General features: G+C 64.3%; 21 protein-coding genes and 1 riboswitch. Of the genes, 8 read left to right on the forward strand and 13 right to left on the reverse strand.

The window, feature by feature from the left end; translation table 11 throughout:
* Positions 1-64: 64 nt before the first annotated feature.
* Complete coding sequence (locus MMAR10_RS12970) at positions 65-1,147, forward strand: Mrp/NBP35 family ATP-binding protein (RefSeq protein WP_011644440.1); 1,083 nt, start codon at positions 65-67, stop codon at positions 1,145-1,147.
* On the opposite strand, the gene MMAR10_RS12975 is transcribed toward MMAR10_RS12970, so the two are convergent.
* The 5 genes from MMAR10_RS12975 to MMAR10_RS12995 form a co-directional block, all read right to left on the reverse strand.
* Entirely contained in the window at positions 1,140-1,901 is a 762-nt protein-coding gene (locus tag MMAR10_RS12975; RefSeq protein WP_011644441.1) for an ABC transporter ATP-binding protein, read from the reverse strand. The genes MMAR10_RS12970 and MMAR10_RS12975 overlap by 8 nt on opposite strands.
* Entirely contained in the window at positions 1,898-2,878 is a 981-nt protein-coding gene (locus MMAR10_RS12980; RefSeq protein WP_011644442.1) for a FecCD family ABC transporter permease, read from the reverse strand. Before MMAR10_RS12980 ends, MMAR10_RS12975 begins: the two co-directional genes overlap by 4 nt.
* On the reverse strand, positions 2,875-3,756 hold the full coding sequence (locus MMAR10_RS12985; RefSeq protein WP_011644443.1) for an ABC transporter substrate-binding protein: 882 nt from the start codon (positions 3,754-3,756) through the stop codon (positions 2,875-2,877). Before MMAR10_RS12985 ends, MMAR10_RS12980 begins: the two co-directional genes overlap by 4 nt.
* Complete coding sequence (locus tag MMAR10_RS12990) at positions 3,692-5,590, reverse strand: TonB-dependent receptor plug domain-containing protein (RefSeq protein WP_011644444.1); 1,899 nt, start codon at positions 5,588-5,590, stop codon at positions 3,692-3,694. Before MMAR10_RS12990 ends, MMAR10_RS12985 begins: the two co-directional genes overlap by 65 nt.
* 111 nt (positions 5,591-5,701) lie before the next feature.
* Positions 5,702-5,897, reverse strand: a riboswitch (cobalamin riboswitch).
* Positions 5,898-5,930: 33 nt separating this feature from the next.
* Positions 5,931-6,815 (reverse strand): WecB/TagA/CpsF family glycosyltransferase, encoded by an 885-nt coding sequence (locus MMAR10_RS12995; RefSeq protein WP_011644445.1) that lies wholly within the window; start codon positions 6,813-6,815, stop codon positions 5,931-5,933.
* Between the two features lie 160 nt (positions 6,816-6,975).
* Between MMAR10_RS12995 and MMAR10_RS13000 the strand changes: the two genes are divergently transcribed.
* A complete protein-coding gene (locus tag MMAR10_RS13000) occupies positions 6,976-7,242 on the forward strand; it encodes a hypothetical protein (protein WP_011644446.1) in 267 nt (88 codons plus the stop codon).
* Here MMAR10_RS13000 and mnmD read toward each other — a convergent pair.
* From mnmD to motA, 3 genes are all read right to left on the reverse strand, one after another.
* On the reverse strand, positions 7,210-8,967 hold the full coding sequence (mnmD, locus tag MMAR10_RS13005) for a tRNA (5-methylaminomethyl-2-thiouridine)(34)-methyltransferase MnmD (RefSeq protein WP_011644447.1): 1,758 nt from the start codon (positions 8,965-8,967) through the stop codon (positions 7,210-7,212). The two genes, MMAR10_RS13000 and mnmD, sit on opposite strands and share 33 nt — an antisense overlap.
* Complete coding sequence (locus MMAR10_RS13010) at positions 8,964-9,530, reverse strand: RBBP9/YdeN family alpha/beta hydrolase (RefSeq protein WP_011644448.1); 567 nt, start codon at positions 9,528-9,530, stop codon at positions 8,964-8,966. Before MMAR10_RS13010 ends, mnmD begins: the two co-directional genes overlap by 4 nt.
* Before the next feature lie 120 nt (positions 9,531-9,650).
* Positions 9,651-10,523, reverse strand: a complete 873-nt coding sequence (gene motA, locus MMAR10_RS13015) for a flagellar motor stator protein MotA (RefSeq protein ID WP_011644449.1) — start codon at positions 10,521-10,523, stop codon at positions 9,651-9,653.
* 177 nt (positions 10,524-10,700) lie between these two features.
* Here motA and MMAR10_RS13020 point away from each other — a divergent pair, with 177 nt between their 5' ends.
* On the forward strand, positions 10,701-11,984 hold the full coding sequence (locus tag MMAR10_RS13020) for an MFS transporter (RefSeq protein ID WP_011644450.1): 1,284 nt from the start codon (positions 10,701-10,703) through the stop codon (positions 11,982-11,984).
* 93 nt (positions 11,985-12,077) lie between these two features.
* Positions 12,078-13,871, forward strand: a complete 1,794-nt coding sequence (locus MMAR10_RS13025) for an ATP-binding protein (RefSeq protein WP_011644451.1) — start codon at positions 12,078-12,080, stop codon at positions 13,869-13,871.
* Here MMAR10_RS13025 and MMAR10_RS13030 read toward each other — a convergent pair.
* The 5 genes from MMAR10_RS13030 to yghX all read right to left on the reverse strand — a co-directional run bounded on the left by MMAR10_RS13030 (position 13,859) and on the right by yghX (position 18,815).
* A complete protein-coding gene (locus tag MMAR10_RS13030; RefSeq protein ID WP_011644452.1) occupies positions 13,859-15,079 on the reverse strand; it encodes a lytic murein transglycosylase in 1,221 nt (406 codons plus the stop codon). The two genes, MMAR10_RS13025 and MMAR10_RS13030, sit on opposite strands and share 13 nt — an antisense overlap.
* Positions 15,076-15,888 (reverse strand): DUF1194 domain-containing protein, encoded by an 813-nt coding sequence (locus MMAR10_RS13035; protein WP_011644453.1) that lies wholly within the window; start codon positions 15,886-15,888, stop codon positions 15,076-15,078. The genes MMAR10_RS13030 and MMAR10_RS13035 overlap by 4 nt, the downstream gene beginning before the upstream one ends.
* Positions 15,885-16,661 carry a DUF1194 domain-containing protein gene (locus MMAR10_RS13040; protein ID WP_083759582.1) on the reverse strand — a complete coding sequence of 259 codons (777 nt, stop codon included), beginning with the start codon at positions 16,659-16,661 and terminating at the stop codon, positions 15,885-15,887. Before MMAR10_RS13040 ends, MMAR10_RS13035 begins: the two co-directional genes overlap by 4 nt.
* 75 nt (positions 16,662-16,736) lie before the next feature.
* Complete coding sequence (locus MMAR10_RS13045) at positions 16,737-17,909, reverse strand: iron-containing alcohol dehydrogenase (RefSeq protein WP_011644455.1); 1,173 nt, start codon at positions 17,907-17,909, stop codon at positions 16,737-16,739.
* A gap of 21 nt (positions 17,910-17,930) precedes the next feature.
* Positions 17,931-18,815 (reverse strand): YghX family hydrolase, encoded by an 885-nt coding sequence (gene yghX, locus MMAR10_RS13050; protein WP_011644456.1) that lies wholly within the window; start codon positions 18,813-18,815, stop codon positions 17,931-17,933.
* 177 nt (positions 18,816-18,992) lie between these two features.
* Here yghX and ykgO point away from each other — a divergent pair, with 177 nt between their 5' ends.
* The 4 genes from ykgO to MMAR10_RS13070 all read left to right on the forward strand — a co-directional run bounded on the left by ykgO (position 18,993) and on the right by MMAR10_RS13070 (position 22,332).
* Complete coding sequence (gene ykgO, locus MMAR10_RS13055) at positions 18,993-19,118, forward strand: type B 50S ribosomal protein L36 (RefSeq protein WP_011644457.1); 126 nt, start codon at positions 18,993-18,995, stop codon at positions 19,116-19,118.
* 106 nt (positions 19,119-19,224) lie between these two features.
* Complete coding sequence (locus MMAR10_RS13060) at positions 19,225-19,839, forward strand: HAD family hydrolase (protein ID WP_011644458.1); 615 nt, start codon at positions 19,225-19,227, stop codon at positions 19,837-19,839.
* A gap of 220 nt (positions 19,840-20,059) precedes the next feature.
* Positions 20,060-21,241: an acyl-CoA dehydrogenase family protein gene (locus MMAR10_RS13065; protein ID WP_011644459.1), complete on the forward strand. Its 1,182-nt coding sequence runs from the start codon at positions 20,060-20,062 to the stop codon at positions 21,239-21,241.
* A 2-nt stretch (positions 21,242-21,243) separates the two neighbouring features.
* Positions 21,244-22,332 (forward strand): acyl-CoA dehydrogenase family protein, encoded by a 1,089-nt coding sequence (locus MMAR10_RS13070; protein ID WP_011644460.1) that lies wholly within the window; start codon positions 21,244-21,246, stop codon positions 22,330-22,332.
* Positions 22,333-22,457 lie beyond the last annotated feature (125 nt).

Consider the following 22,457-nt stretch of genomic DNA (forward strand, 5'->3'; position numbering starts at 1 on the left):
CCTGCGCCCTACCTTTCACACGCCGGCCTCGCTATCTCTCGCAGGCGACAAGGGAGCATGAGACATGGACGACAGGCTGCGCGACGCCCTCAAATCGATCAAGGAACAGCAATCGGGTCGCGATTTGATCGATGCCGGACGGATCGAGGCTGCCGGTCAGGCTGGCGATACCGTGACGGTCATTGTCACGCCACCGGTGGCCGGCTCCCCGGACCTTGACCGCCTGCAGCCGCAAATCGAGGCCGCCCTTTCCGCGCTAGAGGGCGTCAGTCGCGTACGCGTCGTCATGACCGCCCACCGCGATTCCAGGGCGGACAAACCCGCACCGAAACAGCCCCCCGCCCCCAAGAAAGCCGCTCCCAAGCCGGCCAAACGGATCATCGCCGTCGCTTCTGGCAAGGGCGGCGTGGGCAAGTCCACCATTGCCGCCAATCTCGCCGTCGCGCTGGCCCGCGAGGGCCTGAAGGTCGGCCTGCTTGACGCCGACATCTACGGGCCGTCCGTGCCCCGCCTGTTCGGACTGACCGACGTGCCAGGCCTGCGCAAGACCGATGCCGGCGTCCAGCCGGTCGAGGCGCACGGGGTGAAACTCATCTCGATGGGCTTCGTCGTGAAGCCGGGCGCTGCCGTCGTCTGGCGCGGCCCGATGGTGCAAGGCGCGATCCGTCAGTTCATGCTGGAAACAGAATGGGGCGAGCCCGACGTCCTCATCATCGACATGCCGCCCGGTACCGGCGACGCCCAGCTGGCGATTGCCCAGGACCTGCCGGTCGACGGCGCCGTTATCGTCTCGACCCCGCAGGACCTGGCGCTGGATGATGCCCGCAAGGCGATGAGCCTGTTCGAGCAGACCCATGTGCCGCTTTTGGGCATGATCGAAAACATGAGCGTCTTCCTGTGCCCGCATTGCGGCGAAAGCAGTCACATCTTCGGTGAAGGGGGCGTGCGCGCCGAGGCCGAACGGGCCGGTCTGACCTATCTCGGCGACATCCCGCTCCATCCGGAATTGCGATCACGCTCCGATGCCGGCGAACCGGCGGCCCTGGACGACGGCCCGGTCGGCAAGGCCTTCCGCAAGGCCGCGCTGGCAGCACTGGAAGCGGCGGACATGGCGGGCAAGCCGGCGCCGATGATCACGGTCAGCTAGGCAGGCGCAAGCCGCCACGGGTCAGCCCGTCGGGCGCTTCGACACCGAATGTCCCGGCCAGAACGGAAGGTTCCAGTGCACGCTCGGGCGTGCCATCGGCCACAACCCGCCCGGCATCGAGCACGATCACTCGGTCGGCATGGCGCGCGGCCAGGTCGAGCGCGTGCAAGGACACCACGACCAGCGTCCCGCTGCGCGCCTCCGCGGCCAGAATGCCCATCACCGCCAGCTGGTGCCGCACATCGAGCGCCGCCATGGGCTCGTCGAGCAGGAGAGTCCCGGCTCCGACCGACAGTGCCCGAGCCAACAGGACCCGGGCCTTCTCGCCAGACGACAATGTATCAAAGCGGCGGTCAGCAAGATGCCCGGTGGCGGTCCGCGCCAACGCGGCATTGATCGCACTGTCATCGTCCGCTCCCAGCTTGCGCAGGGGTTTGAGATGCGGAATTCGCCCCAAGGCGACCAGACGGTGGACGGTCAGGGGCCAGCTGGCGCGCCCATCCGGCGGCAAATAGGCCAGTGTCCGCGCCCGCGCGGCATCCTCCATGCTTGCCAGCGAACGGCCTTCGAGCCGGACGTCGCCGGCGTCCGGTGTGGCCAGTCCGGCGAGCAATCGGAGCAGGCTGGACTTGCCGGCACCATTCGGCCCCACCAGTGCTACAAGGCCCGGCCCGTCCAGGGTCAGTGACAGTTTGGAGAACAGCTCGGTTGCTCCGGGCCGGTAGCTGAGCTGGTCGACATTGATGCGGGTCATGGCGCCACCTTCTGGGTTTGACGAACCAGCCAAAGGAAGAAGGGCGCACCGATCAGTGCCGTCAACACGCCGAGATAGAGCGGGATGCCGGGCCCGGAAAGCAGGCGGGTGGCGAGGTCTGCCAGCACGATCAGCAACGCGCCACCCAGTGCCGAGGGCAGGATGAGGGCGCCGGGCTGATGCCGGACCAGAGGTCGCAGAAGGTGCGGCACAACCAGTCCCACAAACCCGATTGCTCCCGCTACGGCGACACCACCGCCGACCGCCAGCGCGGTGCCGCAGACAACCGCCAGCCGCATGCGCCCCAGCGATATTCCCAGCGACCGGGCGGTATCCTCACCCAGCCCCAGCGCATCGAGACCGCGCGCCAGCGGTGCCAATATGATCAGGCCCGGAAGAATGACCGGTGCCGCAAAGCCGACCTCGGTCCAGCTGGCATCATTGAGCGACCCCATCAGCCAATAGGCGATCTCGGCCAGCGCCCAGGGATTGGGCGCAAGATTCATCAACAACGCGGTGAAGGCGCCCGCCGTTGCATTCACGGCAATGCCGGCCAGGATAAGCGTGGTGGCACTGGCATCGCGACCGGCAATCGCGAACAGGGCAGCGACACCCGCGGCCGCTCCAATCACACCCGCCAGCGGAAGGGCCAGGGCGAAGGCAGCCGAAAGACCGAAATAAAGGGCAATCACCGCGCCCAGACCGGCACTCGCCGAGACGCCGATCACGCCAGGATCCGCCAGCGGGTTGCGCAAAAAGCCCTGCAGGACCGCGCCGGACGCGCCCAGGCCCGCGCCGACCAGAGCGCCGAGCAGGACCCGGGGCAGGCGCAACTCCCACAGCACCAGACCTGCCAGGCCATCATCCCCGGCGAGCAGATCCGACAGGCCGGCCCCGCCACTGCCCGAGAATACGCTCGCAGACCCGCAAAGCAGCAGGCCGGCGAGCAGGACAAGGTTCAGTCGCAAATGGCTCACTGACTGCGCTCCCAGGTGTCGATGGCATCGGCGATGATCTCCGCCGCGTCGATCAGGCGTGGACCGGCGCACGGCCACAGGCCGGCCGGAATATCGGCCCGCGCCGGGTGCTCCAGCAGGTGCCGGTAGACACGATGCCGACTGGCCCGGTTGAAGGTGCTCGCATAGCCATCGATGAAGAAGCTTGTCAGCACGATATCGACATCCAGCCGCAGCGCGAATTCCGGGTCCGACCTCGTCCAGCCCGACGCCCCTTGCTCCGCGACGGCATTGATCCCGCCCGCAGCCGTGATGGCCGCATCGACATAGCTCCCGTCGCCGGCCGATCCGCCGGATACGCTGAGATAGGCGATCCGCGGTGCCCGCGAACGCGCCGCGGTGCGCCCGGCCAAGGCGGCCAGACGCTGATCAAGATCCGCGATAACCTCGTCGACCCGATGATCGGTTTGCACCGCCGCTGCCAGGGCACGCAGATTGTCCCGCACACCGTCGAAATCATCCGCCCAGGCGAGCTCGAATGTCCGATAGCCTGCCCGATCCAGCAATCGCGCCGTGCGGCCTCCCTCACCCGATCCGAACACGGAGAGCGCCGGCGACAGGGCGAGGATGCGAGCTGCATCAGGCCAGGCCTTGGGACGCGATCTCGACCAAGGCGGCGCTGACGAGACCGGTTGGTCGACCTGCCAGGAAAGCGCCGTGATCGTGTCGTCATCAACGAGCGCGAGAACATAGGCATCGGCGCACAGGGAGGCCGAGGCGACACCGTTTTCCGGTGCCGCCTCCTGAGCCTGCGCAATCCCGGCAAACGCCAGACTAGCCGTGGCTGAGACGCAGGCCGAAATAAAGCCCGCGGCCCGGCGTGTGATAGCCGAAGACATCCTGATACTCCTCGTCGAGCAGGTTATCCCCGCGCGCATAAACCTCGATACCGGGCCGGACATCCCAGCCGACCTGGCCACCGAGCAGTGTATAGGCGTCCAGCGTCACCGGCTGGAAAGTCCCGAAATCCGTATCGGTCTGGTCACCGGTGTGGTCGAGCGTGGCGGAGGCCGAGAAGGGTCCGTCGACCGGGGTCCAGGCCAGTGTCAAGGACGCCAATCGCTCCGGACGGCGAATCTCGGCGGCACCGTTTTCCTCACTCTCAAGGACGGTCAGTGATCCAAGCAGCGACCAGTCCGGGTCAATCTCCCAATGGCCGAACACCTCCACACCCCGGCGGGTGGATTGCGTCGTCGCATTGAGCGCGGTCGCCGGAAAGACCGAAAAATCCGTGTAGATTTCGTCTTCCAGTTCAGACTCGAAATAGCTGACCGAGACCAGGGCCGCGCCATCCAGCAGGTTTTGGTCCCAGGCCATTTCCCAACCGAGCGAGCGCTCCGGCGTCAGAGCCGGATTGCCGACGAAAAAGTCCGGAAAAAAGCCGAACAGCTCATAGACACCGGGATTCTTGACGGCCTCGCCGACATTGCCGCGCAGACGGCCGCCAACAGCTTCGACATCCCAGCCGGCACCAAGGCGCCACGTTGTGGAATCATCAAACAGGCTGTGGGCTTCCCGGCGGACCGAAAGAGTCAGGTCAAAAGCCCCGCGGGACAGGCCGTAGTCGAGGGCCAGCGCATCCGTGGACAGCTCGCGGGACTGGTTGGCCCCCGCCCCCGGACCGGCATCAGACTTGAGCCGGTCCCGATCATGCTCGATCAGCCCGGTCAGGCGATGCTGGACAGCCCCCATCTCCCAGTGCCCGGTGATCTCGTAGTGCGCCTGCAGCCTTTGCCCGAGCGACCGCGCGGTGCGGTTTCCAGCGGAGAATGTCTGCGACGTGTCATCGGTCAGCTGCACAGCGGCTTCATGATCAAGGCGCAGGGCCTGCCACTGATGCTCACCCAGCAGCGCTACGCGGGCGAGGACCGTGTCACCGTCCGCGCTCAGATCTGCATTGTCGAGCCGCCCGTCATAATCCGTATCGCTGTCATAATCGTTGCGGCTTTCGATCCGCCGGGCCGATGCTTCAAGGCGCAGCTCGGGCGTGATCGGCAGGCCGCCGGAGACCGCCAGCGAGGTGTTTTCATACCCGTCCTGTTCAGCGCCAAGACCGGAGACATCAATGCCGTCGCTGCGATAGTTGCTGACGCTGGCAGACACCCAGTGATCATCCGACGAGACGCCGGCGCGCAAGGTGGCACGCTGCGTACCGAAACTGCCTGCCTCGACACGGGCGCCGGCACTGACACCGGCCTCGGGCCTGACCGAATTGAGCCGGATCACACCTCCGATCGCATCAGCCCCCCAAAGCGCCGATTGCTCGCCCCGCGCGACCTCGATCGAGGCGAGATCGTCAAACACATAGTGGGAAAAGTCCGCTTCTCCGGTGAACGGGTTGGAGGCCTCGACCCCATCGATCAGCACCAGCACATGGTTGGCTTCCGAGCCGCGGGCCCGGATCTGGGTCAGGGCGCCGGGCGCACCCGAGCGGGACACCGCCAGGCCGGGTACGGCGCGCAGCGCGTCGGCCGCAAAGCTGGCGCCTCGGGCCTCCAGCATGTCGGCATCCAGAAGCGTGATGCTCGAAGTGACCTGTTCGGCCGGGAGGGCAATCCGCGCCGCCGTCACATAAACGACGTCCTCGTCGCTGTCTGTTTGGGCATGAAGCGGAGATGAAAAAGCAAGACAGGTGGTCGCCAGACAAAGCTGGTGCCAGGTTTTGATACGCATGTGCCACGTCTCCATAGCATTGGGGCCGGGGGCCAGGGCGGCCTCCGGCTGGTTGCAGAGGAGTCGTCAGAAACGGAAATACCGCGCCGGTCTCGTGAGCTCCCGCACGAGCGGACAGACGACAGCGACGGCAGGTCTTCCGGCTTGCGGGTCAATGCGGATGAAGCGCCTTCCCAGGGTCACCCCCAGTGGCTTTGTGCCTCACCGCTCGCCGCCTACGGCTGCGGGAACAGCGCTGGACTTGGCCCGAAGGCCTGAGCAGCTTCCCTATTATTCCCGTGAGGGAACCATCGCGGCGCGAAAGCTATGTCGCACCGCCGCAAAAGGCAATCAGGCAGGGTCAGTCGCGGTCGGCGAGCTGACGTTCCAGATTGCGGATGCGAATATGGAGATTGCGCTCCTTGACCCGTTCCGGTGATCCCAACGTCATTTCCAGCTTGCGCATGGAACGGCGAGTCTTGCGCCAGCGCTGCCACAACAGCAGGATTTTCGGTCCCTCGACCAGATAGCGACGCCACATGCGGGACGGCTCCTGGACCAGACGGTGCAACCATTCCAGACGCAGTTTCTGCACCCAGCCCGGAGCTCGCCGCGCCGTTCCGGCCAGGAAATCCAGAGACGCTCCGACGCACAGGCCGACACCGGTACAATCGCCACGGTCGAGGCAGGCTTCCGCGATCATTTCCTGCTGCGGCGAGCCAACACAGAACAGCGTGAAGCGCGACGGGTTTTCGGCAACAAAACGGGCACAGGCTTCAACCGCCTCGCGGTTGTCGCGTAACCCCATGGGCGGTTCATGCCAACGCACATCGGTCAGATTGTAACGTGCTGTCACGGCATCGATGACGGCTTTGGTGCCACCGATAACAGTCAGGGGTTGGTCAGGATCGATGGCCGTGTCGAACAGACGCTCAGTGAGATCCGAGCCCGGCGTGACGTCGATGGCTTCCCCGGAAATACGACCAATCAGCTCCAGGACCCGGCTGTCACAAACCGTCAGCCAGGCCTGGGCGTAGAGCGTCGCCAGGACCGTATCGGTTTCCAGACGCACCAGATGGTCGACATTGGGTGTGACGACAAAGGCAAACGGGCTTGTGGCCGGGCGCTCGGTGATCCGGCGCATGGCGACATCCATGCCGATCCTGTCGAAAGCAGAATTCAGGAACCACACATGTCGCGAACCGGAACGCCGATCGACAAAACCTTCACCCGTAGCCAGGACCATGTTGCACCACCTTGTCTCGATACGCGTCAGAACGCGCGCTTGCCCGCGTCCCGTGCAAATCCCGCACCGTTTTTGTCGGCACGGTTTGCATCCAAAGGGCCATGCAGCGGCATCATTGGAGCGCACCCTTTCAAGGAGCATGTGCAGCAGGAGGCAGGACATGGCGACCAGACCGGTATTTATCGCGGCACTCCTGGCGATCGGGATCGCCTTGCCGCTGACCCTGCCCTATGCCTCGGGTGCCGCTGTCGCGGTCACTGTTGGCCCGGTCGCGCTCGAGGCATCGAGGGCTGAGGGGATGGCAATCCGGGTCGATCCGGCCTGCCTTGGAACCGATTGCCCGATCGCATCGCTGCGCATCGCAATCATCGACAGACCCACCTACATGGCCGACCTATCCGGCAGCGCCCTGACCGGCGCGCCGTGACCGGCGTTCTGCGAATCGACCGGGAGCCATGGCCTCGCGACCAGTTTGGGCCAATGCCGGAACCCCGCCCATAAGCTCACTGGCCAGGTCCTCGGCCAGCAAGGGGGCGTGCGCAAAGCCGCGTGAACCCAGGCCGGCCAGTATCGAGACACGTTCACTCAATCTACCTGCGACCGGCAGCCGGTCCGGCGTGGCAGCCCGCACGCCCTGCCAACGCCCCTGAACCGGACCCAAAGCCAGACCCGGCATGCGCTCGGCGACCGAGGCGCGAAAACCGGCTTCCGCCACGTCTTCCGGCCCCACCTGGTCGCCGCGGTCGTGGGTCGCGCCGACGAGCACACCGCCCGGCGCCGCGCAGGCATAATTCCCCCAGGCTGTCGGCATGTCCGGTGGGGCACCGTCAAACACGGCCAGTTGTCCGGCACTGGGCTGGAGATCGGGATAGAATCGCCGCGCACCGGCACCGGCTGCGATCACCAGATGGGCAACCTCGAACCGGCACTCCCCCGCGTCGTCATACAGTCCGATACCGCTCCCAAGCGGCTCGACCCGGCCTATCCGAGCGCGGTGACACTGCGCATCTGCGACAAGATCAGCGACCAGCCTCGCCGGCTCGAAGCGTCCCGCGCCGGGCATGACCAGTGCCTCGCCGGTCCAGTCGAGATGATCCGGCATCCAGTCGGCGAGAATCGCGAAACGTTCGGCTTCGCGCTCATCCTTGGGCAGGCGGCGGACCGGCTCGGCATGAAAGCCCGGCCGCCCGTCATACAGGCGGCGGGCGAAATCAAAGGCGGCCAGCGTCGCCCGGACATGCGGCCGGTCTGCCTTTTCGAGACGCGGCGTCAGCAAGCCGGCGGGCGCACCGGACGCACCACTGGCAACTCCATGGGCGTCAATCAGCACAGTCTCGATGCCGCGACGGCGCAGGGCATGAACAAGGCTCGCGCCCGCAATCCCCGCGCCAAGAACCGCCACGGGTCCATCCACATTGGCCAGACTTCCATCCACCGCCTCGCCCGGCCAGACCGCCTCCAGTCGCTCGCGCTTGCGGCCGAAGCCGGGGCGTTTGGCGACGTCAAAGCCGGCTTCCGCCAGTCCGCGCCGAACGAAGCCGGCAACGGTGAACGTCCCGACCCGAGTACCGGGCACCGACAGCTCGCCGAGCCGGTTGAAAACTGCCTGCGACCACATCGCCGCATTCCGGTCGGGTGCGAACCCGTCGAGGAACCAGGCATCAACCGGACGGGTCATTTGCGACAGCGCCGCCTCGACCTCGTCCTGGAAGATGGTGATAGCGAAGCCGTCCTCGGGAAAGACCAGCCTTTGCGGCCCACGCAATCGGCTCGGCCATTGCGTCAGCAGGCGCGAGGCGAGGTCTGACAGTTCGGGCCAGGCGGCGAAGGCCCGGGCCGCGGCATCCCGATCAAGCGGATGCTTTTCCACTGTGACGAAGTCGAGCCAACCATCGGTCGGGCGCGTCTGGCGCCAGAGCTGCCAAAGGGCCAGAGCGTTGAGCCCGGTGCCGAACCCCAACTCGCCAACAACATAATGGCGGCGTCCGGTCCAGGCCTCAGGCAGCCCGCAACCGCGCAGGAAAACCGCGCGCGCCTCCTCCAGCCCGTCCTCGGCCGAGAAATAAACATCCCCATAGGCTCTGGCACGCGGGCCGCTCGGTTGCGACCAGTCGAGTTCGGCCGGATCGCAATAAAGCCCGTCCGGGGTCATGCCGCGGGAGGTTGCAGGGACTGGGTGAATTTGGCGAAGGCCATCAGGCCTTCCGGCCAGGGACCATGACCGCTTTCGGCCTCGAAATGCCCGGCCTCGCCGGCATTGCCAAAGCGGACATCCCAGTCGCGGGCCCAGCCTTCCGCCTTGTCGAGATCGCAGGTCGGGTCGTTGGAACTTGCCAGCACCAAGGCCGGAAAGCCGAGCGGCTTGCGCGGCACCGGATCGAACCCGTGAACGCCAAACTTCTCCTTGAGCTCCGGCCGTTCCCAATCGGACGCGCCGACCAGAAAGGCGCCCGCCACCTTGCCGACCATGTCCGGGGCGGCATGGGCGACGGTAAGGACACCCACCGAATGGGCGACCAGAATGACCGGTTTTTCGGCGCGCTGGACCTCTTCGATCAGCCGTGCTGTCCAGGCATCACGCTCGGGACGGTCCCAGTCATCCTGTTCGACACGACGGGCCGTAGACATCTTGTCCGCCCAACGGCTCTGCCAGTGAAAGGGCGAGGCATTGCCCAGCCCCGGCACGATCAGAATTTCGCTGTCCTTGATTTTCATGCCGCTCTTCTAGACCCAATTTCCGGAACTGCCAGCCCCGAGATAGTGAGCGATTGCACAAAAACAAAGGCGCGAGGTCTTTCGACCCCGCGCCAGGAACCCGGTTGCTGCCTTTTTGGATCAGGCCGCTTCGGCGGGAATTGCGTCCAGTGCGGTCTCCAGCTCCGAGAAGCTGGGCTGCATCTTGGAGGGAACACCACCGCGACCGATCTCGACCGAGATCTGGGCGGCATTGCCGTGCAGGTGTGCGACGAGCACATCCTGGATGATCTTGTAGAAGGAATGCTCCTCGTCATAGACGGCCTGCATGTAGGCAGCAAAGGGGCCGACAAAACCGTAGGCGATGAACACGCCGAGGAAGGTCCCGACCAGCGCGCCACCGATATAGCCACCCAGCACGGCCGGCGGGCTCTCGATCGCACCCATGGTCTTGATGACGCCGAGCACGGCCGCGACGATACCCAGGGCCGGCAGGCCATCGGCCATGGTCTGCATGGCGTGGGCCGGGTCGGCGGCTTCGTGATGGTGCTTTTCCAGCTGTTTTTCCATCGCGTCCTCGACCTGGTGCGGATCTTCCAGGTTCATCGTCATCATACGCAGCGTGTCGCAGATGAAGTCGACCGCGAAATGGTCCTTCATGATGCGCGGGAAGCGGGTGAAGATGGTGCTTTCAGTGGGGTTTTCGATATGGCTTTCCAGCGCAATCACCCCTTTGGTCTTCATTGTTTTCGTTAGCAAAAACAACAAGGACAACAGGTCGGTATAGTCCTGCCCCTTCCATTTGGGACCGGTGAAGACCTTGGAGAGGTCCCCCAGCGTCTTGAACACCGTTTTAGGCTTGTTGCCGATCAGGAAAGCGCCGACGGCGGCGCCGCCGATCATCATCATTTCGAAGGGCAAGGCCTTCATGATCACGTCGAAATGGCCGCCAGCGAGCGAAAAGCCGCCAAACACCATCACGAAAACGACGACTATGCCGATAATCTGAAACATCTACCCGTCCACCACATTTGCCGGGCGGTTGTTCCACCCGAGTTGAGGGCACTATGACGGGTTAAGCTTAATGTCCGGTTGAACGGGCGTTAGATGGCTGTTTACCCGAGGCCGGCGCAATTTCGGATGGCCGCCTTTCGGCTTTGAGATTGGACGCTGGCCGGGGACGCGGTCTACATGACGCGGATGACACCGTTTTATGATCCGGCCAATCCATCCAGCCAGGCCGAGCGCCGCGGCGCGTTTCGCTTGCTCTTCCTGTGCCTGATGGCGACCGGCATCGGCAACAACATGCTGTTCGCCATCCTGCCGCCGCTGGCGCGCGGGCTGGCCGTGCCGGAATACTGGGTCGGTGCGATCTATACCGTGTCGGCGGTCCTTTTCATGACCATGACGCCGATCTGGGGCGCCCTGTCCGACCGGCGCGGGCGCAAGCCCTTCATTGTCTTCGGCCTGTCGGCCTTTGCCTGCTCCACCCTGATCTTTGCCGGCGCCGCCTGGGCCGGCGAGAGCGGTTGGGTACCACCGCTGGCCGCAATCTTTGCCATGGCGCTGGCCCGCACCCTGTTCGGCTCCCTCGGCTCGGCAACCAATCCGGCAGCCCAGGCCTATGTCGCGGACCGGACCTCACCGGCCGAACGCACGGAGGCATTGGCCGGAATGACCGCTGCCTTCGGCATGGGCGCCGTCATCGGTCCGACCCTGGCGGCGACCCTGGTCGAGCTGGTGGGCGTGCCAATCTTCATGGTCATCATCTCGGCAACCGTGGCGGCCGGGGCCGTCGCAGTCTGGTTCAAGCTGCCGGAACAATCGCCGCCGAAACAGCAGAGCCGCCCGATCAACCCGTTCAAGCAATTCGCCTTTGCCGCCGACCCGCGCATCGCTCCCTTTGTCGGCTATGGCTGTGTGACCTGGATCGTCCAGTCGCTGAGCCTGTCGACCCTGGCCTTCTTCATTATGGATTCACTGGGCCTGGACGAAGCCGAGGGACTGCAGATGTCGGCGATCGCCCTCGCCGCCGGTGCCGGTGCCCTGATCGTCGCGCAATTGGTGGTGATCCCCGCCATGAAGGCCAGCGCCCGCGTGTTGATGGCCTGGGGCGCGGTGATCACGATTGCCGGTTTCGGCCTGATGATCATCGCGCCGAACTATGCCGGTATAGTCACTGCCTACATCCTGATCAGCTTTGCCTTCGGCCTGTCGCGCTCGGGCTTTGTCGGCGGCGCCTCGATTGCTGTGAAGCCGGAAGAACAGGGCCGCGTCGCCGGACTGACCACCGCGACGGCCGGTCTCGGCTTCATCATCGGTCCGGTCGGCGGGCTGTTCATGTACAACCAGCTCGGACACCTGGTGCCTTATTATGTCGCCGTCGTGCTGAGCATCATCGCCGCCGCCATCGCCTGGTATCACCCCGGCATCCGCCGCGCGGGCGAGGTGGTTGAGGTCGAGCCGGATCCCTGAGCCCAGGGCGCGTCAATACTGCGTTAGTCAAGACTGATTATGACAGGTTGGATACCCGCCGCAGTTCGAGCATCTCAAATGGCAATCCAACCCATGACCGGATCACAGCTGACCCTGCGCTATATTTTTGCGTTGAGCCTGGTCGCCGTGCTGGCCGGTGCCCTTCTCGCTCTCGCGCAGTTCAGCGCCCATGATGCCGGCAGCGACAGCCAGCTGATCAACGAGGCCGGACGCCAGCGCATGCTCAGCCAGCGCCTCGCCCTGCTGGCAACACAACCGGAAGCCTTTCACGGGGAGGCCGTTACCGAATTTGATCGCGCGCTGAACCTGTTTTCCCGATCCCACGAACGCCTGGTCGTCCGGGCCCGGACACGCCCGACACTTGCCACCATCTATGATCAAGGCCCCTGGGATGTCGACTGGACCAGTCGTGCCTTCATAGCAGCCGCCCATGCAGCGCGTCAGGATGAGTTCGGACCCGGAACGGTCAATGCCCTCTTCGTTGCATCACAGAATTTGCTGCCCAGGCTGAATACTGCGACCTATGGCTTCGAACAGGCGGCCCAGGCTCGCGTCGCCGGTTTCCAGCGCATGGAGTGGATCGCCTTCGGCCTGACCATCCTGACGCTGATCGCCGAAGCCGTCCTCATATTCCGTCCTGCAGCCAATTCGATCGAGCGAGCGATGAAACGCCTCAAGGACGCACGCGAGGCAGCCGATCGCGCCAATGCGGCCAAGACCGATTTCCTGGCCCAGATGAGCCATGAAATCCGAACACCGCTCAATGGGGTGCTGGGCATGGCCCGCGGCCTGCGCGACACGCCCCTCGACGAGGGGCAAGTCGAAATGGTTTCCACCATCTGTTCGTCCGGGGATTTGCTTCTGTCCGTCGTCAATGACGTGCTGGACCTGTCCAAGATCGAAGCCGGCGAGATCGAGCTGGAAACCGTCGACATGTCCCTGGTGCAGATCGTTGACTGGACCGTTTCGGCTTTCCGCCCGGCTTGCGTCGAGAAACGCATCACGATTGAAAGCTCAATCGATCCAGGCGCCGAGGGCTGGTATCGCGGCGACCCCACCCGGGTCCGGCAGATCCTGAGCAACCTGGTCAGCAACGCGATCAAATTTACCCAGATCGGCACAGTTTCGATATCCGTTCGATGCTCAACCAGCCCAGGTGACGGCACCGACCGCGTGGAAATCTGTGTTGCTGATACCGGTATCGGGGTCCCTGCGCACAAGTTGCAGACCATTTTCCAGGCTTTCTCACAGGCGGACAGTTCCACCACACGCGCCTACGGCGGCACCGGGCTCGGCCTGCCGATCTGCAGGAAGCTGGCGACCTTGATGGGTGGTGAAATCAGTGTGCGCTCGCGGCCGGGATGCGGCTCCATTTTCACCGTCGCTCTGCGCATGCCGCGAACTGAAGCTCCGCTGATCGAGATCGCCCAGTCGGCGACCAAACAGTCCGAAACTCCCTTTACGGTCTTGATCGTGGACGACGTGTCGACCAATCGCCTGGTGCTGCAAACCATGCTGGCAAAGCACAATGTTGACGTCATTCCCGCAGCGAGTGGTCTGGAAGCCCTCGCCGCAGTGGAGTTGCGGGGTGATATCGACGCGGTCCTTATGGACATCCAGATGCCGGACATGGATGGGGTCGAGGCAACGCGCCGCATCCGGGCGCTGGAGGCGGGTTTCGGAAGACCGCCTGTGCCAATCGCGGCGGTCACCGCGAATGTCCTGTCCAATCAGATCGCCGAATACAAGCAGGCCGGCATGGACCTCCATCTGGCCAAGCCAATTGATCCGCGTCAGCTCACAACCATGTTGGCGGCAATTCGTGAGCGCCTCGACGGCAATGACCGCATGCGTCAGTCGGCCTGATCCGAGCTGCGGCTGGCCAGGACGGCGTCATACATCGCCCGTCCCAGATAGCCGTCGGCCAGATGACCATTCGCCCGCTGGAAATCACGCAGGGCAGCCCGCGTGTTCGGGCCTGCAAGCCCGTCAGGGGTTCCGCTGTCAAAACCCAGGGCATTGAGCGTCGCCTGGACCTCGCGGGTCTGGCTGCGGGTCAGTGGCGGGTTGTTTTCCGGCCAGGGACCGACCAGGGCCGGGTCACCAGCAATGCGGTCGGCCAGATGGGCGACCCCGATCGCGTAGGATGTCGAATTGTTATAGCGCTTGATCACCCGGAAATTGGGGAAGGTGAGAAAGCCCGGCGCCTGGCCACCGGCCGGAAGCTCCAGCCGCGCCGCGCGCATCAGATCGTCTGCCTGCCATTCGCCACTCGCCGGTCGCAGGCCACGCATGGCCCAGTCACTGACCAGCCGCGACTGGTCGGGATCCCAGGCGGCAAAGTCGAAGCCGACCGGCACGCGGACTTCCCGGATCGCCGGCTCACCGTCACGCCATCCGGCGCGCGACAACAGGTTGGCAGCAGAGGCAAGCGCGTCGGCAGGATTGGTCCAGATATCACGGCGCCCGTCGCCATCCCAGTCATGGGCCCGCTCCAGATAGGTGGTCGGGATGAATTGCATCTGGCCCATCGCTCCGGCCCAGGAACCGGTGAGCTGTTGCCGCGTCGCATAGCCCGACTCCAGCATCTCCGCGACGGCGATCAATTGCGCCTCGGCCCAGTCGCGGCGGCGGCCTTCCCAGGCCAGGGTCGCCAGCGCCTGGACGATGTCGTTATTGCCCGGGATTGCCCCGTAAGAGCTCTCAAGGCCCCAGATCGCGATCAGGATTTCCGCCCGCACACCGAAATGCGCCGCGACCGCATCAACGTCATCCCGATTTCCCGCGAATGCATCGCGGCCGTTGCGGATACGCAGATCGGATGCCGCAATATCAAGATAGGACCAGAGCGGCCGCACGAATTCCGGCTGGCTGCGATCACGCTCGATGATCCTCATTTCCGGCTGCAACCCGTCCAGCATAGCGGCCGCAGTCGCCTCCTCGGCGCCTGACGCGATCAAACGCTCACGAAAGCCGCCGCGCCAATCGGCGAAAGACTCGCCTTCGGGCTGGGCTGCAGCATCGGCAGCGATCAGGGAAAAACTGGCGGCGAGCAGAAGCAGTCGACGGATCATCCATTCCTCACGAGCACAGCCGGCTCGAGGACACGGAGAGGGTCGAGCCCGGCAATTTCGATAATAAGCTTGCGCCGCAGCGCGTCCACGAAATCATCATGCTCATTGCTGGGCGAAATAAAGGCACCCGGCCCGGCAATCACCTGATTTTCGAAATAGGCGCTGACATCAATCGAGACCGACGGGCGGAACGGGTGCTGACGGCCACCGGCGATCGGCAGGCCGTTGACGGTGACCTGACCGGCCTCTGCACGCTCGCGGGCCACGTTCAGGCTGGGCCCGGCATTCTGTGGGCCGTCACCGGAAATATCGATCACCTGGCGCACACCCTCGAAGGCATTGTCTTCCATCAGGGTCAGGGAGGTATCGATGGCGGCACCGATCGCGGTCCGGCGACCGGAAATGAAGGGGGCGGTGGCAAGGGTCGCGGCAAAGATCTGCGCGTCCTCCTCGGTCTCGATCACCGTCCAGGGCGCGACAATGCGCTGGAAGTCGGCATCGGCCCATTCCAGGTAAACCACCGCAATGCGACCATAGCCGCCGCTCTGGATGGCCGAGATGATGTCCGGATCGGCGAGCGCCGCCACATGTCCCTCGCGCTGACGGCGGGCCTCGGCCTCGTCGATCGAGGACGATACGTCGACCGCCAGGACCAATTCCAGATCGACCCGTTCACGGCCGTCCTCAGTGTATTCATGCGGCCTCGGTTCCGGTGCCCAGGCAGACGGGTCGGCATCTCCCGGCACCGTGCCCGCACCCAGAAGAAGTGCCAGACAAGCAGCGCCGATAATGGTCCGGGTCCGCTTCACGGCGCCCGTCCTGTCCGTTGCGCAAGAAAAGGGTCAACTTCGCCGGGAGACGGCAACGCCCCGGCGATCTCGATGATCAGCTTGCGCAGGATGGCTTCGCGGAACTCGGCTTCGGTCCGCGCGGGCAGCACAAAGGCTCCCGGCCCGGTGATCACGTTATCGCGAAAATAGTCGTCCAGATTGACCTCAACAGGACGCACCCACCGGCCGGAGTCGGCAGAAATCACTGGCAGGCCGTTGACGACCACGTGTGCATTGTCGGCCAGGGCTCGGGCCTGATCCAGCGGCAGGCCCTGGTTCTGCGGTCCATCGCCGGAGATATCGATGATCAGGCGCGGGGCGGTGTAGTCATTGCTTTCTATGCGATTGACCGCGTCTGCCAAGGCCGCCCCGATAGCCGTATAATGGCCCCGCTCCAGGGGCGCGGCGGCGACCTGGGACGCGAATGCCAGCGCGTCTTCCTCGGAGGCGACCACGGTCCAGTCAGCCGCCGCTCGCTGGAAGCCGCTGTCAGCCCATTCAACATAGGTCACCGCGATACGACCCAGGGGCCCGCCCTGGATCGAGCGGATCACATCTTCCGATGCCAGCGCCGCGACATAGCCCTCACGTTGACGCCGGGCCTCTTCTTCATCGACCGAATAAGAGATATCGACCGCGAGGACGAGCTCGACATCAACGTCGATCGAACCGGGCTGGACCGCCGATACAGCCGACGCAGCCACGAAAAAGGCCGCCAGAACGGCGGCACCCATTTTACCCAAACCTGTCATGGCGCGCACACTATGGAGCGTGCCGGGCAGGAGCAACTTTCGAAGTTGTAAGACGCAGTTGTCAGCGCCCGAGTGTTACCCCCAAACCTCATCATAGAGCGCGATGATCTCGTCTGCGGTCGGTATGCGAGGGTTGTTGCCCGGTGAACCGGAGGCCAGCGCCTGCTCGGCCATCAAGGGACGCAATTGCTGCCAGCGAGCGGGCTCGATACCGAAGCCGGTCGGCGTGGGGACACCCAATTCCGCGTTCAACCCCCGCAACTCCTCCAGCAGCGCGCCATTGGCAAGCTCGTCACCCGCCCCCTCACCGACCAGCCCCATTGCCCGTGCGCAATCGGCATAGCGTGTCGGAGCGGCCGGGATCGACCAGGCCGTCACGGCAGGCAGAAGCATGGCGTTGGAAAGCCCGTGCGGAACGTGAAAGAAAGCCCCGATCGGGCGGCTCATGCCATGAACCAGCGCCACCGAGGCGTTGGAAAAGGCGATGCCGCCGAAACAGGCGCCGACAAGCAGGGCCTCCCGAGCCGCCGCGTCCTGGCCGTCATGGAAGGCCCGGCGCAGATTGGGCGCGATCAGCCGCATTGCGGCCAGAGCCTGCTGGTCGGAAAAAGGCGAGGCCTTGCGGCTGACATAGGCCTCGATGGCATGGGTCAGCGCGTCAATGCCCGTATCTGCCGTCACACGCGACGGCAGGGAAAGGGTCAGGTCCGGGTCCAGAATGGCGGCAACCGGCATGAAGGCGAGGCCCATGCACAGCATTTTCTCGTCATTCTCCGGATCGGTGATCACCGTCACCCGAGTCGCCTCAGACCCGGTGCCGGCCGTGGTCGGAATGGCGATCACGGGCATACCGGGCTCATCGACAAGGCGCGGCACCTTGTAGTCCCGCATCCGGCCACCATGCGGCCCCAGCACGGCCAGCGCCTTGGCCGTGTCGATGGCGCTGCCACCGCCAAGTGCCACCAGACCGTCAAAGGCCTGCCCGTCCAGGCCGGCCCGCAGGATGGCTTCCGCCGCGACCACCGACGTCTCCGTTGGTTCCGGCTCGGTCTCCGAAAACAGGCCGCAAGGCAGACCCGCCTCCGCCAGGGCAGCGGTCAGTCGCCCGACATAACCCAGCGACACCATGGTCGGGTCCGTCACGATTAGTGGCCGGGATACGCCGCAACAGGCCAGGAGCTTGCCGATCTCGGCAAGCGAACCCGAGCCGGTGCGGATCAGGCGGGGCAGCACCAGGGAATGCGTCATGACAGCTCCGGCAATTCGCAATCAGCCGATGTGGCGGCTGAACCAGTCGAGGGTACGCGACCACGCCAAGGTTGCCGCCGCGTCATCGTATCGGGGCGTCGTGTCATTGTGAAAGCCGTGATTCACGGCCGGGTAGACATGCGCCTCAAAGGTCTTCCCGCCCGCTTCGAGCGCGGCCTGGTAGCCCGGCCAGCCGGAATTGATGCGGTCATCATTGCCGGCATAGTGAAGCTGCAGGGGCGCTTCGATGGCCGGCACATCTTCAACAGCCGCCTGTCGGCCGTAATAGGGCACCGAACAGGCCATATCCGGATAGGCCACGGCGAGAGCATTGCAGACGCCGCCGCCATAACAAAACCCGACAGCACCGACGCGTCCGGTTGAAAGCGGGTGTCCTGCGAGGTGCTCGAAACCGGCGAAGAAGTCTGCCAGCAAGCGCTGCGGGTCGAGCTGACGCTGCAGGACGCGACCGTCATCATCATTGCCGGGATACCCGCCAAGCGAAGTCAGGCCGTCTGGCCCCAGCGCCAGATAGCCGGCCTTGGCGCAGCGGCGGACGACATCCTCGATATAGGGGTTCAGGCCGCGATTCTCGTGCACCACGAGGACGGCGCCGAAGGGCCCCTCACCGCGCGGGCGGGCCATCAGAGCCTCGGCCTCCCCATGCCCGTCAGGCGACGCATAGCGCACCCGTTCAGAGCGTATGTCCGGATCATCAATCGGCACCTGCAGGGCGAGCGCGTAATCGGGCTGAAGGGCTTCCAGCAAGGCCGCCGCACTGACACCGGCGAGCGTGAAACGGCCAGCCCGGCGCAGGAAATCGCGCTTGCTCATCTGGCCGTGCACATAACCGTCGAAGAGGTCGAGAATTCTCGGATCGAAGTCTGCTGCGGTCTTGCGGGTCATTTCGCGCCCTCCCTTGCCCAAGGGTGAAGACTAGGGCATCCGGCCGGGGCGGCAATCTGCCGGCGAGGCCGGCTGTATGTCATGCGGAAATCGCGCACCCGACACGTTGACAGGCCGTCTGCCGTCCAGTATCTCCCGCGCTCCGTTGAATTACGCTTGTAACGCGAAGGCCATACGATGAAAGTCCGCAGCTCGATCAAATCGCTGAAAAACCGCCACCGCGATTGCCAGGTCGTGAAGCGCCGTGGCCGTGTTTACGTGATCAACAAGACCGACCCGCGCTTCAAAGCGCGCGCCGGCTAGTCGACGCGTCGGCAGCGCCTGTCCGCAGGCCCGCCCGCTATTCAGCTTTTAGGCCGCTTGCCCCGTGCATCGACAAGGTGCGCGGGTTTTGCGTTGGAGAGATGGCATGACGACGAAAGCCGTTCTGTGGGATCTCGGCAATGTCCTGTTGGACTGGTCGCCCGCCTATCTCTACTCCAAGCTTTTCGCCACTGACGAAGAGTGCCGCCATTTCCTCGACAATGTCTGCACCATGGAATGGCATGCCGCGCATGACCGCGGCGTATCGATGGCCGACAATCGCGTCGCCCTGATCGAAGCCCACCCGCATCTCGAAGATGCGATCCGTGCCTGGGAGACCGGCTTCGAGCAGATGCTCAATGGCGCCATCGACGGCACGCCCCAGGCCATGGACGCCCTGGCCGCCAGCGGCATTCCGCAATACGCCCTGACCAACCTGCCGGCCGAGTGGGTCGAGCCGGTCAAACGGCTCTACCCCCAGATGGCCCACATGCGCGACATCATAGTCTCGGCGCAGGAAGGCGTGATCAAGCCTGATCCGAAAATTTACCGTATCGCCGACGCCCGCCTGCCCTTCGCCCCGTCCGAAGTCTTGTTCTTCGATGATCGTGAGGCGAATGTGAGTGCCGCCCGGGCATACGGATTCGATGCTGAACTGTTCACCGGCAAGGCTGCACTTCATTCGGCTCTGGCGAACCGCGGACTTCTGGTCTCCGCCTGACCCTGCCGGCCGCACCGGCCCGCACATCCCGAACTTCCCCTTACGTCAACCCGACCTGCGCCGCAGCGCCGCACCAAATGTTGCAGGTGCGCACTATTCATGTGGGCAGGTTTTGAATTACATACATACCCAGTCATCGAAAGCGGACAGGCCCGGCGCAAGATCGGGCCCCGTCTTCGTCACCAATACGGTCGAAAAAAGGGCGCGAGGAGAGACAGTCATGGATCTGAATTACACCCCCGAGGAAGAGGCCTTCCGCGAAGAAGTCCAAGCCTTTCTCAAGGACAACCTGTCCGAGGAACTGGCCACCAAGGTGCGCAATGGTCGCGACCTGAACAAGGCCGATCTGGAAGGCTGGCACGCGACCCTGAACAGTCGCGGCTGGCTGGCACCGGGCTGGCCCGTCGAGCATGGCGGCACGACCTGGGACGCGGTCCACATGCACATCTTCGAAGAAGAGTGTGCCCGCGCCAATGCGCCACGCACCGTTCCCTTCGGCCTCGGCATGCTGGGTCCGGTATTGATCAAGTTCGGCACCGAAGAACAAAAGGCCACGATCCTGCCGCGCATCCTGTCGGGCGAGGATTGGTGGTGCCAGGGCTATTCCGAACCGGGTGCCGGTTCCGACCTGGCCAGTCTGAAGACCCGCGCCATCCGCGATGGCGATGATTACATCATCAATGGCCAGAAAACCTGGACCACGCTCGGTCAGTTCGCTGACAAGATCTTCTGCCTGGTGCGCACCTCGACCGAGGGCAAGCGCCAGGAAGGCATTTCCTTTATCCTCGTCGATCTCGACACGCCGGGCATTGAAATGCGGCCGATCAAGCTGATCGAAGGCGGGTTTGAGGTGAACGAAGTCTTCTTCACAGATGTCCGCGTGCCCGCCGCCAACATGGTTGGCGAAGAAAACATGGGCTGGACCATCGCCAAATACCTGCTGGGCCACGAGCGCACCAATATTGCCGGTGTCGGCGCTTCCAGCGAGGCGCTCAGCCAGCTCAAGGCCCTGGCCCGCAAAGTCAAACGCAAGGGCAAGCCACTGGCCCAGGATCCGATCTTCGCGGCCAAGATCGCCGAAGTCGAAATTGATCTGGAAGCCATGCGGATGACCAATCTGCGCATGCTGTCCGGCGTCGCCGATGCCCAGGGCTCGGTATCGTCGATGTTGAAGATCAAGGGCACGGTGATCCGGCAGGCCATCAATGACCTGTCTCGCCGCGCGCTGGGCGCCACGGCAGCTCCCTTCCCGTCGGAAGATGTGATCGGCAATTACGCCATCGCACCGGCGGAAGCGGCCTCCAACGCGGCCAACTACTTCAACAATCGCAAACTCTCGATCTTTGGCGGATCGAACGAGATCCAGCGCAATATCATCGCCAAAGAAACCTTCGGAGCCTGATCATGGATTTCACGCCGACTGAAGACCGCCGCATGATCGGCGATAGCCTGCGTCGCTATCTGGCCGAACAATATCCGATCGAGCACCGCAACAAGGTCGCCTATGAGGGCGTCTTCCACGACCCGGCCAAATGGGCCGAGCTGGCCGAGCTGGGCATTCTGGGGGCGCTGGTCACCGAGGATGATGGCGGATTCGGCGGAGCCGGGTTCGACATCACGACCGTGTTCGAGGAGATGGGCCGGGCAATCTGTGCCGAGCCCATGCTGGGCAATCTCATGGCCCTGCGCCTCTATGCCGCCCTTGGCGAATCCGAACGCGTCGAGGCGATCATCGCCGGTGCCGAACGCGCTGCTTTCGGCTTCGACGAAAGTGACGCCTATGGCGATCTCGACGAAATCACCACCACCGCAGACGGCGACACGCTGACCGGCCGCAAGACCGTTGTCTATGGCGGCAATAGTGCTGATTTCCTGCTCATCGCCGCCAAGTCGGCAAGCGGTGCGCTGGGCCTTTACGAGGTCGCCGCCAGCGATGCGGAAGTCCTGCCCTACGCCATGATTGACGGGGCCGGCGCTGCCGAAATCATTCTCGACAAGGCCAAGGCGCGCTGCCTGGCCGAGGATGCCCGCGCGGCGATCGAGGCCGCTCTCGACGCTGGTCGCGTTGCGCTGTGTGCCGAAGCGGTTGGCGCAATGGATGTCCTCAAGGTGATGACCAAGGACTACCTCATGCAGCGCCAGCAATTCGGTCGACCGATTGCGCTCTTTCAGGCCCTGCAGCACCGTTTGGTCGATTTCTCTATCGAGATCGAACAAGCCCGGTCGATCACTATCCATGCAGCGGCCAGGCTGGACTCCGAGGATGCCAAGGCCCGCGCCCTGGCCGTTGCCCAGGCCAAAAACCTGATCGGCCGCGCCAGCAAGCTGGTCGCCGAGGAAGCCGTGCAGATGCATGGCGGCATCGGCATGACCTGGGAATATGCCGGTTCCCATTATGCCAAACGCCTGATCATGATTGACCACCAGTTGGGAGACACCGAGGACCAGCTGCGCACGGCCATGGCCCTGTCGGATATTTCCGAACCGGCCTGAGCGGACAAGTGACGGGCCGGCGAAAGGGTCGGCCCGTCACCCCCTCCACGCAAACAATTGTCGTAGCGACAGAATTGCGCTTCAATCGACGTTCGGGACAGCTCTCCCGGCGTCGATGGGCGGGG

Source organism: Maricaulis maris MCS10 (genome assembly GCF_000014745.1).
GTDB classification, from domain to species: domain Bacteria; phylum Pseudomonadota; class Alphaproteobacteria; order Caulobacterales; family Maricaulaceae; genus Maricaulis; species Maricaulis maris_A.